The organism is Pseudomonas sp. AFG_SD02_1510_Pfu_092, from assembly GCF_003331055.1.
Lineage (GTDB): Bacteria > Pseudomonadota > Gammaproteobacteria > Pseudomonadales > Pseudomonadaceae > Aquipseudomonas.
On the sequence record NZ_PUQD01000026.1, the window covers coordinates 1 to 16,601 of the forward strand.

15 protein-coding genes are annotated in these 16,601 nt (G+C 57.3%); 7 read left to right on the forward strand and 8 right to left on the reverse strand.

Translation table 11 applies throughout. The features are described from left to right. Positions 1–81: 81 nt before the first annotated feature. Positions 82–876, reverse strand: coding sequence for a carbon-nitrogen hydrolase family protein (locus tag C6A77_RS13140; protein WP_114169853.1), 795 nt, complete (start codon positions 874–876; stop codon positions 82–84). Between the two features lie 14 nt (positions 877–890). Next, positions 891–2,573, reverse strand: coding sequence for an NAD(P)/FAD-dependent oxidoreductase (locus C6A77_RS13145; protein WP_114169854.1), 1,683 nt, complete (start codon positions 2,571–2,573; stop codon positions 891–893). A gap of 612 nt (positions 2,574–3,185) precedes the next feature. On the opposite strand from C6A77_RS13145, the gene C6A77_RS13150 reads away from it, so the two are divergent. Beyond that, complete coding sequence (locus tag C6A77_RS13150; protein WP_114169855.1) at positions 3,186–3,476, forward strand: hypothetical protein; 291 nt, start codon at positions 3,186–3,188, stop codon at positions 3,474–3,476. A gap of 12 nt (positions 3,477–3,488) precedes the next feature. Here C6A77_RS13150 and C6A77_RS13155 read toward each other — a convergent pair whose 3' ends face one another. After that, positions 3,489–3,950, reverse strand: a complete 462-nt coding sequence (locus C6A77_RS13155; RefSeq protein ID WP_114169856.1) for an Lrp/AsnC family transcriptional regulator — start codon at positions 3,948–3,950, stop codon at positions 3,489–3,491. 129 nt (positions 3,951–4,079) lie between these two features. Continuing rightward, complete coding sequence (locus tag C6A77_RS13160; protein WP_114169857.1) at positions 4,080–5,201, reverse strand: Fic family protein; 1,122 nt, start codon at positions 5,199–5,201, stop codon at positions 4,080–4,082. A 796-nt stretch (positions 5,202–5,997) separates the two neighbouring features. Between C6A77_RS13160 and C6A77_RS13170 the strand changes: the two genes are divergently transcribed. After that, positions 5,998–6,786: an NAD-dependent deacylase gene (locus C6A77_RS13170; RefSeq protein WP_114169859.1), complete on the forward strand. Its 789-nt coding sequence runs from the start codon at positions 5,998–6,000 to the stop codon at positions 6,784–6,786. Positions 6,787–6,800: 14 nt separating this feature from the next. Continuing rightward, on the forward strand, positions 6,801–7,046 hold the full coding sequence (locus C6A77_RS25990; protein ID WP_241507420.1) for a hypothetical protein: 246 nt from the start codon (positions 6,801–6,803) through the stop codon (positions 7,044–7,046). Positions 7,047–7,688: 642 nt separating this feature from the next. Here C6A77_RS25990 and C6A77_RS13180 read toward each other — a convergent pair. The 3 genes from C6A77_RS13180 to C6A77_RS13185 form a co-directional block, all read right to left on the reverse strand. After that, positions 7,689–8,492: a hypothetical protein gene (locus C6A77_RS13180; protein ID WP_114169860.1), complete on the reverse strand. Its 804-nt coding sequence runs from the start codon at positions 8,490–8,492 to the stop codon at positions 7,689–7,691. A 287-nt stretch (positions 8,493–8,779) separates the two neighbouring features. Next, entirely contained in the window at positions 8,780–9,199 is a 420-nt protein-coding gene (locus tag C6A77_RS25325) for a hypothetical protein (protein ID WP_133295882.1), read from the reverse strand. 64 nt (positions 9,200–9,263) lie between these two features. Next, the gene (locus C6A77_RS13185; protein WP_114169861.1) at positions 9,264–10,445 is read right to left on the reverse strand and encodes a Fic family protein; all 1,182 of its coding nucleotides are present in this window, start codon (positions 10,443–10,445) and stop codon (positions 9,264–9,266) included. A gap of 1,153 nt (positions 10,446–11,598) precedes the next feature. Here C6A77_RS13185 and C6A77_RS13195 point away from each other — a divergent pair. Continuing rightward, complete coding sequence (locus C6A77_RS13195) at positions 11,599–12,222, forward strand: hypothetical protein (protein ID WP_114169863.1); 624 nt, start codon at positions 11,599–11,601, stop codon at positions 12,220–12,222. A gap of 35 nt (positions 12,223–12,257) precedes the next feature. On the opposite strand, the gene C6A77_RS13200 is transcribed toward C6A77_RS13195, so the two are convergent. Further along, on the reverse strand, positions 12,258–12,893 hold the full coding sequence (locus C6A77_RS13200) for an RES family NAD+ phosphorylase (protein ID WP_114169864.1): 636 nt from the start codon (positions 12,891–12,893) through the stop codon (positions 12,258–12,260). A gap of 475 nt (positions 12,894–13,368) precedes the next feature. On the opposite strand from C6A77_RS13200, the gene C6A77_RS13205 reads away from it, so the two are divergent. The 3 genes from C6A77_RS13205 (at position 13,369) to C6A77_RS13215 (ending at position 16,031) form a co-directional block, all read left to right on the forward strand. Beyond that, complete coding sequence (locus C6A77_RS13205; protein ID WP_114169865.1) at positions 13,369–14,055, forward strand: hypothetical protein; 687 nt, start codon at positions 13,369–13,371, stop codon at positions 14,053–14,055. Further along, entirely contained in the window at positions 14,056–15,009 is a 954-nt protein-coding gene (locus C6A77_RS13210) for a tyrosine-type recombinase/integrase (RefSeq protein ID WP_114169866.1), read from the forward strand. A gap of 353 nt (positions 15,010–15,362) precedes the next feature. After that, complete coding sequence (locus C6A77_RS13215) at positions 15,363–16,031, forward strand: hypothetical protein (RefSeq protein ID WP_206605918.1); 669 nt, start codon at positions 15,363–15,365, stop codon at positions 16,029–16,031. Positions 16,032–16,601 lie beyond the last annotated feature (570 nt).

Here is a 16,601-nt window from a genome sequence, read left to right on the forward strand (position 1 = left end):
CCCTTGGCCCCCCCGGGGCCCCCCCCCCATCCCCGGGCCCGCCCTCCCCCGGGGGGGGGGGCCACCCCCGCGAAAGGGCCATCAGCCCTTACGCAGATGCAGCTCCTGACGCAAATCGCTCAGGTAAGGAAACGCCGCCCGCCCCTGCACCACCCGCTCATGCTCCAGCTCCGCCAGCAACTGGCACTCGTCGCGCCCGGCCATCGCCAGCAAGCTGCCGTCCGGGCCGATGATGCTGCTTTGCCCGCAATAGTGGATGTCGTCTTCCGCACCGCAATAGTTGGCATACACCAGATAGCACTGGTTCTCCTGCGCCCGCGAGCGCACGGTTACCTGGCAGACGAAGTCGTAGGGCGTCATGTTCGCGGTTGGCACCAGGATCAGTTCGGCACCGTCCAGCGCCAGGCGCCGGGCGTTCTCCGGAAACTCGATGTCGTAGCAGATCAGCAAGCCGACCTTCCAGCCATCCAGCTCTACCACCGGGAAGTGATCGGGGCCTGCACTGAACATCAAGCGGTCCAGCTCACCGAACAGGTGGGTCTTGCGATAGTTGCCCAGGCTGCGGCCATGGGCATCGATCAACTGCACGCTGTTGTAGATCGCGCCATCATCGCCGCGCTCCGGGTAGCCGTAGACGATGGCGATGCGGTGCGCCTGGGCGATTTCCACCACGTCCATGGCGGCCGGGCCATCGGCGGCTTCGGCCAGGCGTTCGACCTGGGCCAGGCCGATGTTGTAACCGCTCAGGAACATTTCCGGGCACACCAGCAACCCGGCGCCACGTTCGGCCGCCAGTTGTGCCTGGTGGCGCAAGCGTTGCAGGTTGCCGGGCACATCCAGTGGCCCGGGTGCGCCTTGGAACAGGGCGATGCGCATGCTGCCTCCTTGTCTCAGTCCGGCAGGGCGATCGGGCCGATTTCGTCGAACACATCGCCTGGGCCGGGGTTGTCCGCGTGGGTACGGCCACCAAAGTGGTTCATGATACCCCACACCGCATTCAGCGAGGTCTGCACTGCGCCTTCCACCCAGGCGGGCGTCCACGACACATCGTCACCGGCGATGAAGATGCCGCGCTGCTCGGCCGGCATTTCCTGCTGCATGAAGTGTGCGTACATGCGCTGGTTGTAGCGGTAATGGCCCGGCAGCGCGCCTTTGAAGGCACCGAGGAAGTACGGGTCGGCTTCCCACGAGACGGTGATCGGGTCGCCGATGATGTGCCCGGCGATGTCGGTTTTCGGGTAGATCTTTTTCAGCGCGTCCAGGGCCAACTGCACGCGTTTTTCCACCGGGTGCGGCAGCATTTTCAGCGCATCGCTCATCCACGAGTACGACAGGCAGATCACCCCCGGCTTGTCGTCGCCGTTGTCGAACAGGTAGGTGCCGCGGGTGAGGCGGTCGGTGAGGGTCATGCTCAGCAGGTCGTGGCCGGTTTCCGGGTCCTTGTCCTTCCAGAACGGCCGGTCGACCATGACGAAGGTTTTCGACGACTGCATGTAGCGGGTACGGTCCAGGGCCATCCACATCTTTTGCGAGAACAGCGATTCTTCGCAGTCGATCTGCGTGGTCAGCAGCCAGGTCTGGCAGGTGGCGAGTACCGCGGCGTAGTGGCGGGTGTCGCCCCAGTTGTCGGTGACTGCCAGGCGGCCATCGGCGGCACGGGCAATGCGCTTGACCCCGGTACGCGGCGCGCCGCCGTGCAGTGCACTCAGGCTGGTGCCCTCCGGCCAGTGCACGCAGCGTTCCGGCACATGGCGCCAGATGCCCTGTGGCACCTGTTCCACGCCGCCGACCACCAGGTGCTGATGATCGTCGCAATTGGTCATCACCACGCGGAAGATTTCCAGCATCGAGTTGGGGAAGTCCGAGTCCCAGCCACCGGTGCCGAAACCGACCTGGCCGAACACTTCGCGGTGCTGGAAGCTCAGCTTGGCGAACGAGCGCGAGGTGGCGACGAAGTCATAGAAGGTGCGGTCGTCCCACAGCGGAACCAGCTTGTTCCACAGTTCTTTCAGGCGCGGTACGTCACGGTCGCGGATAGCCTGCTGGATGTCGGCGAACTGTGCGCCGCTTTCCAGCGCATCGGCCCAGGCGTCGGCAACTTCGTGGAACAGCTTGGGCAGGTCGGTGGGTTTCTCGGCGTAGTAGGTCTGGCCTTCCAGGTCGATCACCGTGCTGCCCGAGGCCGGGGTCAGCGGGTTGGGGAAGGGTTTGGTCTCCAGGCCCAGCTTGTCCACGTAGTGGTAGAAGGCGGTGGACGACACCGGGAAACGCATGCCGCCCAGTTCGGCGATGATCCCGTCGGTGCCGTTGAAGGCTTGCGAGCGCAGGCGGCCGCCGAGCTTGGAGGCTTCGTACACCACTGGCTTGAGGCCCAGCTTCATCAGCTCGTAAGCCGCTACCAGGCCGGCGATGCCTGCACCGACGATGGCCACTTCTTCGCCATGCCGCTCGGCCGGGATGCTGCCCAGGCCTGCCGGGTGTTCCAGCCAGTCGTCGAAGGCGAAGGGGAAGTCAGGGCCGAAGATGGTGATCGGCTTTTTGCCGTCGGCGGGGTGGCGGTTTTTCTTGTTCATGAAGTGACCTTGCCAGAGGGGCTGCGCGGGAGCGAAGCCTGAGTATAGGAGATGCCTGGGGGCCATTTTAGGGAGTGGGATGTTCGTAATTAAGGTGCAGAGTGTTGTCTGAATGTAGTTTGTTTCGTCAAAAAATAAGAACAATTGTGCTTTGTGACGAGCAAGGCGGGTGCAGTTCCCAAAGGGAAACGCCGATCACTGTGGGAGCGGGTTCACCCGCGAATACGTCGGTGGATTCACTGCAGCATTCGCGGGTAAACCCGCTCCCACAGTGACCGCGTAGTGCCCTGGATCGGAGATGATCAGCCTATTCCTACACCCGAGCCGTGAGTGAAAGAATTACCCTACGACCGCTATCGCCTCGGTCTGGCTGCATGGGAAACGCCTCATCGTTAACTTCACCGGGTCACTGCTGTTCGGGTGACTGGGTGTGAGAACCCATGCGCCAACTTCGCACCAAGGCTCATGTCATGGCAGCCGTGCGCGGGCAGGCTTTCGCCTGGCCGGATTTCCAAGTTGGCCGGTTTCTCACACCGTGCATGGCTGCCACCCATTTCCCGTGAGAAGGAGTTGGTAGGCGGTTTCCTCAAGACTCAATTTGGAAATTGCATCATGAAGAAGTCTGATTCTGACCAACCCGAAAAACTCAAACCCACCGCCGAAAAAGCCTTCTGTAACTGCGAGTCCAGCCACCCACCGCTATTCGCCATTCGCCCCGGCATCGATGCAGCCGACGCCCTGGTTCACGCCTGCCTGCTGGCGCGTGGCATCAATCAAGTCGCCACCGACTACGCCCAGCACCACGCCCCCGAGCGCAGCCGTGACATCGTCTGGTCAATGCAGCACTGCGCCGAAAGCCTGTCGGCGATTCTGGAAGGCCTGCTCGATGGTCAGGAAACCTGACCGCCCGCCAACTCAAAGCGGCTGACCGCGGTCCACCTTGCTGCTGAGAATGATCGACGTGGTGGTCTTCTCCACCCCGTCGACACTGCCGATCTGGTCGAGCAACTGGTCCAGCTGTTCGGTCGAGTCCGTACGCAGCCAGGCTACATAATCGAACTCGCCGCTCACTGCGCACAATTGCTGCACCTGTCCCATGGCACTCAGCCGCCGCACCACCTCCTTGCCCGAACGCGGCTGCACCTTGATCCCCACATACGCCTGCAGCCCACCGCCCAGCACCCGCTGCCCCAGGCGCACGCCATAGCCGGAGATGACCTTGTTCTTCTCCAGCCGCTCCAGGCGCGAGTTGACCGTGGTGCGGGCGATGCCCAGCTGGCGGGCGAGGGTGGCGACGCTTTCGCGCGCGTTGATCTGCAGCAGGGCGATCAGCTGGCGATCGATTTCATCCAGTGTGATGGAGCGGGAGTCCGACATGGCAAGTCTCTACGGTTGGCCCGCTAGCCTAGCCAGCCCGTGCCGCTCAGGGCAAGGGCAGTGACCCCCTTGCGGCGTTGGTGATCAGCTCTGTGTCCACGATCCATGCGAAGAATGCAGGTCGGGTGCTCAGCGTGGTATTTGATAGCGTGTGCTGCGCCCGCCACCGGGTAGTCGCTCGAGGCAGCCCTTTTCCAGCAAATCACCCAAGTGCCGGGTCGCGGTAGCTTTGGATACCTTGGCCACGGCTTGGTACTGGGCGGCGTTGATACCGTCTTCAAAGCCACGTTCGCCGCCGTCTAGCAGGCGGTCGAGCACTTTGACCTGCTGCTCCGACAGCGCCTGGTGGCGGTGCGCCTGCCAGAAGCGCGCCTTGACCAGTACACGGTCGATACGAGCCATGGCTTGTTCCAGGCTTTTCAGCAACGTCGCGAGGAACCATTGCAGCCAGGCGGTGATGTCCAGGGTGCCTTTCTGGCTGGCTTCGAGGATGCGGTAGTAACCGGCGCGATCTTCGAGAATGCTCGCGGACATGGCGTAAAAGCGGATGGCCTGCTGCTCGCCCTGGGCCAGTGCCAGGTCAGTGATGGCGCGGGTAAGGCGGCCGTTGCCGTCATCGAAGGGGTGCAGGGTAACGAACCAGAAATGAGCGATGCCGGCGCGAACAAAAGGGTCGAGGCTGGTTTCGCTGCGGCTGCGCTCGAACCAGGCGAGGAACTCTGTCAGTTGCTCATCCAGCCCTGCGCGAGGAGGGGCTTCGAAATGTACGGTAGGCCGGTCCATCCGGCCAGAAACGACCTGCATCGGCTCTTCGCCACGCAGTGCGCCGATGTGTAACGGCCGAGCCAGAAGCTGCTCATCGCTGGGGAATAACCAACGGTGCCAGGTGAAGAGCCGCCGTTCGTCCAGCGGTTGCTGGTGGGAACGGGTGGCATCGAGCATGAGTTCTGCAAGGCCTTCGGAGCGTGAGGTGGTGCGGCCTTCTTCGTTCAGCCCCAAGCGCCGCGCCAATGACGAGCGCACCGAACCGACATTCAGTTGCTCACCCTCGATGGCAGAAGAGGTGACGATGTTCTGCAACAGGGCATCCAGGCTGCTCTGCACTTCGGTGTAGTTCCCCACCGCGCCGAGCATGCCCAACAAACGTCCTTGAGCCTGACTACACGCGCGCAGCAGCGGTGCAAGCGCTTCGGCTTGCCAGTTGAAGTGTGGCCAGTCCGGCTGCTGCCAGATCCAGAGCGGGTCGTTCATGAGGTTAGCGATGAGCCGATTAACGAGCCTATTCGGCTCAGGAGGTGAGCCGATAATGCCGGCTATTCGGCTCACTGTCTATTGGTCGAGGTTGGTTACGACGTGTCGTGAACGTTGAAGCGGCCATTAGTTTTGCTGGGGGCCGGAAACGCAAAAGCCGCGCAATCGCGCGGCTTTGTCGTATCTGGTGGGCCCACACGGACTCGAACCGTGGACCAAAGGATTATGAGTCACCGAATGACACCCCGAGGCCTTATAAGTCTAGGCTAGGGACTGTCAGGGTACAACAGGGCCAAGCCCTTGTTATTACGGAGTTTTTGCTAGGTTTGGCAAATTGGGTACGGCTGGGGACTGTACCGCTAGCGTACCTTTAACGTGTAGGCATCTGGCGATCGAGCGGGCTTGCCTGCAGCTACCTCCAAACGTAACGTACCGCTGAAGGACATTTCAGGAGGTGAAAATGACAGACCGACAGACACCTGGAATTCCCGATGGCCCGAGGCTCGTGTACCACTCTTGCTTTGCAACCGTGCTCAAAGCAGTGGACGCCCGATATGACGTTCGCGGCTACATCTTGGCCGAGATGGTCAGGGTATGCCTCGAGAATCGCGGTAGGGTGCCTCTGACACAGCGTGCTCATTACGAGCGTTATGCTCAAAAGGAAGCCATAGCGTTTACGGAGCATTTCACTGCCAGTCTCCTTTTCGGCGCTGCTGGGCGATTTTCTCCGTACGAGTACCTCTATTCAAAACCGAAGCTTGGAAGCGAGTGAGTCCAGCGGAAGCAAGGTGCGCAGATGAGCAATATGCAAAGAGCTACCGAAGCCTTGCGCGCATCCAAGAAGGTCGTTTTTTTCACGGGTGCCGGCATCTCGGCAGAAAGCGGAATACCCACGTTCCGCGACAAATTGACGGGACTCTGGACCAAGCACGACCCTGAGCGTCTCGAAACAGCGGCTGCCTTTCGAGAAAACCCAGCTCTCATATGGAGCTGGTATCTATGGCGACGACACCAGGTTGGCCAAGCGAAACCCAACGCGGCCCATCTTGCCATTCCCCAGCTAAGCAATGCCGGGTGGGATGTATCTGTCGTCACCCAGAACATTGATGACTTGCATGAACGCGCCGGCTCCAGTCAGGTAGTTCATCTCCATGGCAGTCTGATGGACGTCAAGTGCTTCGCCTGCCACAGGCTCGGGAAGCTAACGCCAGCCCAGCTGGAGATTCCTGAAGAGGGACAATTGATCGAGCCGCCTCGTTGTGTCCGATGCAATGGAAAACTTCGTCCTGGAGTGGTCTGGTTCCGGGAGAACCTACCGGAAGGCGCCTGGCGGTCAGCGGTACGACTCGTGAAAAACTGTGACTTGCTGATTTCAGTAGGTACCTCCGGCGTCGTCATGCCGGCTGCTGGTATTCCTAACATGGCCCTAGCTGCCGGGGCCACCGTGATCCATGTGAATCTTGAAGACGTTGGATTTGATATGGCAGGCGAAATAATGCTGACTGGAGCTGCTGGAGTGTTATTGCCCACCTTGCTTCGAGCGTTAGGGGTCGATGCTTCATTGCCGCCTACCGGGTTTACCTAATCGGAGAAATGACCATGAGCAAGCCAGTGAGCACCACTGTGAAGTGCCAGGATCCCGGTGACGGTAGTGGCGACGTTATTATTGACCTCCCCCAAGATGTCCTCAAAGCCCTGAACGTGGAGCTTGGTGATTTGCTGAGTGTCGAGCTGGTTAATGGCCCGATAGAGCTGAGCCGATTCGAGCTGCTGCTGGCCCGTCTCACAAGAACGGATGACGCGGTTATTGTTGACTGGATATCGGTGCCCCGTCCAAATCGATGAACCTATCCCTGAAAGCGGCAGTTACTGAGACGAGGATCCAGGTGGCAAATAGCCATTCCATCTTAAGCCCAGCGCTACTCAAGAAATTTCCAAGCTTCGGGGAGCATTTTTGCTGTTTTTGACCCAAGCAGGGGTTTCGAAGACACCTCTAATTCCCGCAAAGCACCCCTACAGCACCACAAACACCCCCTGTCGCCCTCAAAAGTGCCTGAATTAGCCCGATCATGATCCCCCCAGAGCGTAATAGATTCTCGCTCTATTGATACAGAGTGCCTGGAACCTACCCATAAGCCACCTCTAAACTGCCCAAAATCCCCCTGTCACTTCCCAATGGGGCACCCTAAAAGCACTGGTTGCAGCAATGAGGCGAAATCACTATCCGTTTGCACAATAGCTAGCTTAATGGGGCAAAAAAGGAGCTTACAGATCGATGGATGCTGATTTTGCGAAGACTTCCGCGGCCCCGAGAGCTTTTAGCACCGGTTTGTCCAATTGGATGGAAAACCAGTGCTCATGCTGCAGGCAGTAGTCAGTCAGGTGGGCAACTTCGGTTTTGAACAGCGGGACAACCCGTCGGTGACCTTTAGCCGAGGAGGGGTCATGACGCTAGTCTGGCGTCACGACCCGACGGGGTTGGGAGGGTCAGCGGATGCTGATATCGAATTTGTCGGAATAGACCTGGTGGGTCTTAATGTTCACCACGCTCACCCCCGCGATCTTAATGTCGAAAATGTAGTTGTCGATCAGAAGCTCGCGCTGGTTTTGGACTGTCGCCTGCGAGTAATTGGTAGTCATCCGTAGATGCTGGGGGACCGATTCGAGGTTGATAGCGAGTCGTAGGTTGTCTCTCTCTTTGGCCAGTTGCTCCGGAGTGATGTGCAAAGAACCGTTGAGGCGGGCGATAGGCACCACAGAAGGCGGTTTGACCGGGGGTAGGACCAGCATCGGCCGCTTCACTTTGATAACGTCTACGCCTGCCTTGGCACCGTAACCGTTTTGGCCCTCATAGTGATCCATTACCTTGCGGACTTCAGGTAACCACAACCCATAGCATACAGGGGCCATGTAGCTGTAATTCTTGGCGCCCGGGCAATCGCTGGGTAGAAGCATCATCGAGAATTTTATGGCTCCTGTCTGCTTATCAAATTCGATGTTGCTTTCGGGAATCGTAGAGATAACTGAAAACAGGCTGAGCGCCGAGACGCGCTGCTGGTACGCCGCATCCGTCTCGTATTTGCCTTGGCCACCGCCTATCTTGTCGGCGAAATCCAGCAGCTTCGAGGAGTCGCTGTAAATCGGAACCTTGGTCGACTCGACGTAAGGTCGTAGCGGCACTACTGCCGTTTCGCGTTTTAGGTAGGCCTCGTAAGGTGATGGGGGTTGGGGTGGCAGGGCGCAACCGCCGAGCATCCCTGCCATAACGGACAGCACGAAAACTTTACGCATCTTTTCCTCTCAGATGAAACAGCAACCGCTGCGCGGACCGTGCAACGGTGACTCATGAACCTCATGGCTGAAACTCTCCATTATCTGCTGGAAAGCTTCAAGCGGGGCAGGGGGTGGTGTGTGCTCCTATGGTGCACAACACAGCGGCCGAGGGCCTCAGCCATTGCAGTGGAGTTTCCCGAGGGAGTCGGCCTCAGCGTATGGATTCTCAAGAAATTCGCTGGTGCAGCAGCGTGGGCAAACGTGTGTAGATCGGTCCGATTGGTCTCCCTAACAAACGGTAATGGCTACCCATGTTGAGCGCCATGAGCTTCGTTAACAGCAGCGGAAAGCACACCGTCTGGATTTGAGCTCAATTCTTCGCGGGGTAGAGTGCCTCCAAGATAGCTGTTGGAGCTCCCAAACCAGAGAGCAAATCCCCAGCCACTCTTGGTGGTACCCAATACCATGAGTACATCCTTCAATCCTGCTAGCAATTCACCATTGATAGAAAATGCGTAGCTCGGATACAGGACCTGGCCATCCTGCTCGATTGAAAAAATACGATGCTCATCCTTCCAGTCTTCTAGGACTGATGGGGAGAATTTTGATTGGCTGGAAAAACGCATAGCCAGTTGTTCAGACGTCAGAAAATCTCCCGTATCTAGGATTCTGGCCTTGCCCTTAGCGAGGATATCGCTTTCTCTATCTCGGCTATTTGCCGGCATAGCTATCTCCTCGATTTACAGTCCCGTAAACGTCTAGCCACATCAGCTTCAGCGCAGGCCTGGGTCACCACAGATAGGGGAACAGGAACTCGATTGAGTGACGGGAAAGGCTTAGAGATACGGGTTTACGGCCGTCTAACGTAATCAAACCTTCTTTTGCCATTTGGCTCAGTAGGCTGCGTGTCGTGCGCTCACCGACTCCCAGGCGAGCTTGGATATCGGCACGTTGCTGGTCACCCAAGTAAAGCAGCGTCTTGTAGACATCACGGGCCTCAATTCGCAGTTCAGGCAGGGCGTCGCCTTTACTGTCTAAAAGAGCGCGACGGCTACGCATCTCGAAATACACGTCGATCCGTTGGTTAAGCTGTTCCGGTTCGAGTTGTGCGCTGAAATATTGCACCTGATCTAATGCCGTCTCTGCGAAGAACCTAGTCCAACGCAACAGGCCGCTATCCGAGAGTTCACCACGACCATCCAACTCCCCCTTACGAGGGTGGTCAGCGGCCCTTAACATCTCGTAGTAGGTGCCCACGTTGCGAGCGAATCCACGGCTCATTGACCATAGCCCGTAGCCACCAAAGCCGGCTGCTTTGAGATACTGGTCTGTGAACAGTCGGCCAGTGCGGCCGTTGCCGTCCATGAACGGGTGAATCCACATCAAGCGGTGGTGTGAAGCTGCAGCGGCGAAGAAGCGAGAAAGGCCATGTATCCAGTCCAGACGATACAGGCGCTCAAAGTCGTTAAGGTGCGACTGCATCTGCTCGACAGTCGGTGGAATATGCTGGCCAACGCGAACCCCAAATTGACGGAATTCTCCCGGGACCATACGGAAAGTTTCGCCTTGATCGTTGAGCTGAATATCCAGCATCTCTTCGGGCACACCGTCGTAAAACTCGCGGTGAAGACGTAAAATTGCACCTTTTGTACAGACTTCTACTTTGTCGATAGGGTCATTGGTAAGCCGGCGTTGGGCTTCAATATGGCGCTTGATCTCCTGCAAGTCATTAGCACCTTTTGCCTCCTGAGGGGCGTCCTCTGCACGCAGAATGTCTGCCGGCACCGTTGAGTTACCCTCGATCTTATTGCTGTAGTAGGAGTTAACTACCCGCAGCAGGTTCATCATAGGTACGCGCAAGGGGCTCGGAATCTTCGCGTGAAGGGCAGCATCGAGCCGCATGATCTGGACAACTTGGTCCTGCAGATCCTCTGGAGCTTTGTCCTGAGGAATATAAGGTGTGAATGCCATTTGCCGGTTACCTACCTAGCTTATGCCCTTGTTGCAGTGGGCTTTCATCCTTTGCCAAATTTTTTTTTGCCGGTTTGATTGCCGTGATCCTAGCATTTTGAGCTCCGTCCAGCACTACAGCCAGATGGCCGGTGATGAGATATAGAATGAGGAAGCATCCCGTAGAGGCACCTGCACTGGCTCTATCAAATAAATCTGTCCTGGCCTGAAGGCGGTCATCCGGCAGCAATCGGTGATGGGCTGTGGTGGGATTCTTAGCGGCTCGCACCGAGAGTGAGAGTGCGTATGAGTGCCGAGAGATAAATCGGCTTAAATTCGGGTCGCCCAAATTTGACTGAGAAGTCTGGCGGTTGGCAGGGGGCGGGAGGGGGACACTCGCTTTTCAAGCAGTTGTTTCTCTTTCGGGAGAGGGGCACGATCCGCCATACGGGTTTATGGCATGGGCCTTCCGAGACGAGCTCATTGGGCATGGTGCTGAAAGCCAGGAGATAAATCCGAGGATATTCGCGTCTCATGAATTTTTCCCAAAGCGGATAGGGTAGTAGCGAGAGCAGAGGGCCTGAGTCGATGATGATGACTGCTGGAATGGCAACAAAACCCCGACATTTTGAGCTTGGTGCATACCTACTCGGCGGCTGCTGGAGTCCAGCGCATCAGGTATTCATGTGGAGGCGAAGCAGGGTCTTGCTATCTGCTGAAGAGGTGCTCGGAAATCGCTGCCTAGCGGAAAATTGGTTTGTCAAAAGGGCAATTGGGCTAGATTGTCGTTCGCCTTGTAGCCTCTTGGCAGAGCTCCAAGGATACGAGCTCGTGATGGAGCACTTACAGCGTTTGGAGCACGGCGTTTACTGTTGAATGAATTAGTGATGATTTATCTCTTGAGGTGACTGTGAGCAAGAAACACGCGCGTACAGGGTCACTCGCAGTGGAAGGCCGGTTGGGGCGCCGTTGACCGGCCAGGCAATCGTGATGGGGCATCGCACTCGCTTCCCCAAGTGTGAATTTCCGTACACCGTTTGGGGTGCTTGTGCGACTGAATTCCGACGATGGGGCGGCTATTCGTCAGATTTGGTTGACGGGTTGACGGTTCGACAGGTTGACCCTATATTGGTAACCAATTGATCACCGCTTCAACGCGTCGTTAGGAGGTTTTATGTCCGTCTCTGCTATAGAGTCCGCCCCCACTTCGAGAGTAGATATCGAGGCTGCGGTCGACAGACGTTTCCGCCTGTTCATCGCAAAGCTGCCGCAGGCGGTGCTCGAAAAGTCTCTCAGACTTTCAGACAGAGAAGCCCTCGCTGAGCTGGCGAGATCTGAGGCTGAAGCGGCGAGAAGCATTGAAATCGAGAACCAAGAGGCTATAGCTGAAATGCGAGCTAGAGCCTTTGTGAGGGTCAGAGAGAGATGCGAACTACTCGAGAGCAAGGACCTCGTTAGAATTTTGGGTATCACAAAACAGGCCTTGAGCAAGCGAATCCAGGCTGGCCAGATCGCCGTGTACACAAACCAAAGCAATGGTAGAAAATACTACCCAGCCTTCCAGATCAGAGATAACAAGATCCGGTCTGTGATCGCCGAGCTGATTTCCGAGTTCGGCGTCGAGCCCACAGACCAAGCGTCCATGAACCTGTTTGTTCAGCACCTGATCACAAAGATCGATTACTCGAACCCAGGTGAGCCCGAGAACATCGTCGAGATGCACACGCTCATGGATGACCCTGTCGCCCGCAGAATCATCAAGCGGGAATGGGACAATAAGTACCTGCATGGCAGATAAAACCGCCCCCCTCTTACGAGGGGGTCGGGTGTTGCTCACTCCAGGCTTACGCCCAGGTCTTGCAGGTGCTTCACGGCAGTCTTACCGTTCGACAAGCGCTCTTTGAGGAGCGGCTTGTGGCTGACCGGTTTAACCTGCTCGCCCCTTTCGTCGAAGAGGGCGGCATTGCACCCTTCAAGGGTGCCGGCCGGCGAATACACGGAAGAGGTGTACAGAAGTCCATCGACCCCCAAGCCACATTCCATGCACGCCTTACTCAGCGCCCGAGTTGGGTCATAACCTTCAGAGCCCTGTCCCTTTGCCCGGACGACATCGCGCAGCTTGAGACCCATCAGATTAGCCAACATCGGCAGGTCAATCAGCTTCAATTCCCGTACCGCCACCAGCTGGTGCAAGGAGCTTTGCTCCAGCTTGGCATACGCCACCGGGGTGTCATCCCCCGGCGGTTGGAATACCTCGGCGACGGCAACAGTGTCGCTGAACCCAAGGTACAGAACTCCCACAGGAAGGTCGGGGCTGCCGAAGCGGCTATCCGACTTTTTGTTGTAGAAGCGGGGCTCAGCGTCATGCTCCGAATCTTGGGCACGGATAAACGCGGTTCCTTCAGGCTGGTACCGGAAAACTTCAGGGTTGTTTTCCAGAATTGCCTTTACATCGTTAACATGGATCATCACCTTTTTTGTACTCCTGATAGAAAATGAGAGGGTGTTTTAGGATTCGCATGGGTTTACTTCCCTTGCTGGTTGGGTTGACCCGTGCAGACATCCGCACGGGGCGTGTTTGGCCCAATCGGGCCGAGAGCGAATATAAGGCAAAGGGCCAGCCCTTCATAAGGGCATGCCCACATATCCGATCTATTTTTTTAGTCATGACAGCAGGTTGCATCGATCGCCCGCGAAATTCCCTGCTGATGAAAGCCCAGGTCTGCAGAACAATTGATCGGGTCGGACGTGAGAAAACCACGGTTAAGAGTGGTATTGGCCGGCATGCTGACTACGTGAGCCGGGAGCGGCTCCCTTCCTTTTGGCTTTTGTCGTTAAGCGACAGCTTCAATTCTCAGAGCCAGAGCTGAGGGGAGTCGAGAGGAATCTTGAGATGTAAAATTGGTGATAAAATACGTTATCACCAATTCTGAAGCAGGACGCTATGAGTAGCTCTGAGCCGTTCGAGATCCGCGATACCTACATCCGTGTCGATACCATGGCAGACACCTACGCAAGAATGGCGGAGCAAGCCTTTACGCTGTTTCTTGACGGAGCAGCGGATCCCAGTCCCCTGTTTTGCCCGCCTCACGATCCCACAGGTGCTATGGACCGCGAGGAACGAAAAGCCGTAAACGGCATCAAGACCATCGTCTTTTCCGCGATGGCCATCGAGGCGGCTGTTTTTGACCTGGCTGCCATCCAGCTGGGCAACAAGGTGGCCACCGACTACCTGGACAAGATGGATCTGCTGGGTAAGTGGATGATTGTTCCCCGACTCATCTGCGGCCGTTCCCTTAAGGAGGAAGGTCCTGCAGTCAATGGCCTTAAAGGTCTGATCAAAGCGCGCAATGCACTGGTGCACCATAAATCCAAGGAGTGGGACGAGGCGGGAAAGGCCGAGCGAGCCATGAGGGACAGATGGGCCAGATTCGAAAAAGACCAGGTGCCCAACGCCTTCAAGACATTGGTTCTGCTTTCGCTCGAAGTCGACGCCGTACTGGAAATTTTCCTGGGCGCTCTCCCCTTCTATGGAAAAGAGATCTACACCGACTCACCGCGTCATCCTAGCGTGGAAGAAGTCGTGCAGCGCTGCCGCAACATCCACCAGAAAAACTGGGAGGCAGAGTAAATGTCGGAGCTTGTTATCCTGCCTGAACGCCGGCTGACCGCTGCCCAGTTTCAGACCCTGGCTGAGGTTCCGGCTGCGGTTGAGTGGTTTGCCAATATCGTTAACCCCCGCACCCGGCGTGCCTACCAGGGTGACCTTGAAGACTTCTGCGGCTTCGTAGGCTTAGCCGCGGCGGAGGAGTTCCGCGCCGTCACCCGGGCACATGTCTTGGCCTGGCGTGCTCAGCTCGAGCAGCGTGGACTGGCCGGAGCGACCATCCGCCGCAAGCTAGCCGCGCTGGCCAGCCTGTTCGATCATCTGCTGGAGTGCAATGCTGTCGCCGGTGGCAATCCAGTGCATGGGGTCAAGAGGCCCAGGATCGAAACGAATGAAGGGAAGACACCGGCTCTGGGGGACCACCAGGCGAAAGCGCTGCTGGATGCGCCATCGGCGGACTCGCTCAAGGGGCTACGTGATCGGGCCATTCTTGCCGTGCTGCTGTATCACGGCCTGCGTCGTGAGGAATGTGCGCAGCTACAGCTAAACGATCTGCAAGAGCGACGAGGTATCAAACACCTGCGGATTTGGGGTAAGGGCGGCAAGCTGCGTTTCCTGCCGCTGCATCCCGTCGCCGCCGAGCGGGTTCATGCCTATCTGGAAAAGTCCGGTCATCACTTGCTCGAGCCCCAGGGGCCGCTGTTTGTACCGCTGCGGGGACGCTCTACCGGCGCCGGTATCACTGCCAATGGCATCTACACCTTGGTAGGTGTTTATGCGAAACGCGCTGGCATCGAGGTCGCCGGTTTGGGTGTGCATGGTCTGCGCGCGACCGCCGCCACCAATGCCTTAGAACATGAAGCCGACATTGCCAAGGTCCAGGCCTGGCTGGGCCATGCCAACATCAGTACCACCCGCATCTACGACCGCCGTCAGCAACGGCCAGAAGACTCTCCGACTTTCAAGGTTCGCTACTGAGCCACTGCGAGGTCTTTCGTAGCAAAAATGAGCGCAAGCCCGTCTCGCTACGCCCCTCTTCCCACACCCTACACCCTTCAGCACACCGAGCACACCGAGCACGCCGAGTACATTCAGCACAGCGAGCACCGAAATTAAAAAATAAATTCATCAAAAACAGCAAGTTACAAGCATTCTATGCGCGAAACCGCGCAATACAGATACTTGAACTATGCTCATATCAAGCATTTTAGCTAGCCGTATAGTTCATTCGCGTGCATCGAGATGCGCGATATGAGCGTGAAATGACGGTTTGCCATCATCAACGTATGACGGGAAACTGGCCCCAACAGAAATCGAATAAGGGCTGCACAATGGCCAACGCAAAACAGTCAGCAAAACGCCGCTTAACAATGGCGGAACGTGCTCAGCAACTGATGGAGGTCCATTTCCCCAACATTCCCGATGCACTGAAATGGACGCGAAAAACCCACGATGGTTTCAGCACGATTCCTCGAACCTTGCCCATTGCAATGCAGATTATTGACGCCGATTCGAAAGGGCAGCCTGCCGGGCACGTGTTGTTTTGCCTATGGGCACGGATGCCCGATCATCCGGTCATCATGATCGAGAACCCTAGCACGTTTGCTGCCGAAGCGGGATTTCTTGGGGAGCGAGCTGTGGACACTTGGCGTCGCCGGATGAAGAAGCTCCGGGAGCTGAATTTCATCATGACCAAGCCAGGCGCATCCGGCGAATTTCACTATGTGATGCTCACCAACCCAAACGCTGCGGTGGAATGGATGCGTAATCATGGGAAGGTTCAGGATGGCCTGTATGGCCGCTTCATTGAGCGACTGCCAGAAATCGGTGCCTATGGCGATATCGAGGCACTCCACGCCTATTGGGAAGCGCTTAAAAAGGCAGAAAAAGCGGCTGCAACTGCTGCCGCAAAAACCGCTAAGCAGAATTCGGCTCCCCCACCGCCATCTACTACATCCACCACGACCAAACGGCCCCGGAAAACTAAGGCTAGCGCCTAGGAGAGTCTGAGTAATCGGGTGCAACGCTAGAGTGAAGACCTATGAAGGGAGGCCGTGTGCGGATAGCCAGGAGAAGAGTCATGGGCATCGAGTGCTAATCACCCACCTCGATGCCCTCAAAATGAAAGCCCTGGACCAGCTGAGGGTCGAGTCTTGACCGGCCAGGGCTGTGGTGGTGCAACGCTAGAGTGAAGACCTGCTAGGGGAGGCCGTATGCGGATAGCTAGGAGAAGAGTCATGGGCGTCGAGTGCTAATCCACCCACCTCGGCGCCCCAAAAATGAAAGCCCTGGACTGGCTGAGGGTCGAGTCTTGACCGGCCAGGGCTGTGGTGGTGCAACGCTAGATTGAAGACCTGCTAGGGGAGGCCGTATGCGGATAGCTAGGAGAAGAGTCACGGGCATCGAGTGCTAATCCACCCACCTCGATGCCCTCAGAATGAAAAGCCCTGGACCAGCTGAGGGTCGAGTCTTGACTGGTCAGGGCTATGGTGGTGCAAGGCTAGGGGTGCTAGACCTCGCGAAGAGTCTAGCACCCCTTCATCTTTTTACAGCAAAGGATCGACGTTCAG

Coding starts and splice junctions, on each gene's coding strand:
- C6A77_RS13140 (WP_114169853.1), bottom strand. CDS start 876: ATGCGCATCGCCCTGTTCCAAGGCGCACCCGGGCCACTGGATGTGCCC.
- C6A77_RS13145 (WP_114169854.1), bottom strand. CDS start 2,573: ATGAACAAGAAAAACCGCCACCCCGCCGACGGCAAAAAGCCGATCACC.
- C6A77_RS13150 (WP_114169855.1), top strand. CDS start 3,186: ATGAAGAAGTCTGATTCTGACCAACCCGAAAAACTCAAACCCACCGCC.
- C6A77_RS13155 (WP_114169856.1), bottom strand. CDS start 3,950: ATGTCGGACTCCCGCTCCATCACACTGGATGAAATCGATCGCCAGCTG.
- C6A77_RS13160 (WP_114169857.1), bottom strand. CDS start 5,201: ATGAACGACCCGCTCTGGATCTGGCAGCAGCCGGACTGGCCACACTTC.
- C6A77_RS13170 (WP_114169859.1), top strand. CDS start 5,998: ATGAGCAATATGCAAAGAGCTACCGAAGCCTTGCGCGCATCCAAGAAG.
- C6A77_RS25990 (WP_241507420.1), top strand. CDS start 6,801: ATGAGCAAGCCAGTGAGCACCACTGTGAAGTGCCAGGATCCCGGTGAC.
- C6A77_RS13180 (WP_114169860.1), bottom strand. CDS start 8,492: ATGCGTAAAGTTTTCGTGCTGTCCGTTATGGCAGGGATGCTCGGCGGT.
- C6A77_RS25325 (WP_133295882.1), bottom strand. CDS start 9,199: ATGCCGGCAAATAGCCGAGATAGAGAAAGCGATATCCTCGCTAAGGGC.
- C6A77_RS13185 (WP_114169861.1), bottom strand. CDS start 10,445: ATGGCATTCACACCTTATATTCCTCAGGACAAAGCTCCAGAGGATCTG.
- C6A77_RS13195 (WP_114169863.1), top strand. CDS start 11,599: ATGTCCGTCTCTGCTATAGAGTCCGCCCCCACTTCGAGAGTAGATATC.
- C6A77_RS13200 (WP_114169864.1), bottom strand. CDS start 12,893: ATGATCCATGTTAACGATGTAAAGGCAATTCTGGAAAACAACCCTGAA.
- C6A77_RS13205 (WP_114169865.1), top strand. CDS start 13,369: ATGAGTAGCTCTGAGCCGTTCGAGATCCGCGATACCTACATCCGTGTC.
- C6A77_RS13210 (WP_114169866.1), top strand. CDS start 14,056: ATGTCGGAGCTTGTTATCCTGCCTGAACGCCGGCTGACCGCTGCCCAG.
- C6A77_RS13215 (WP_206605918.1), top strand. CDS start 15,363: ATGGCCAACGCAAAACAGTCAGCAAAACGCCGCTTAACAATGGCGGAA.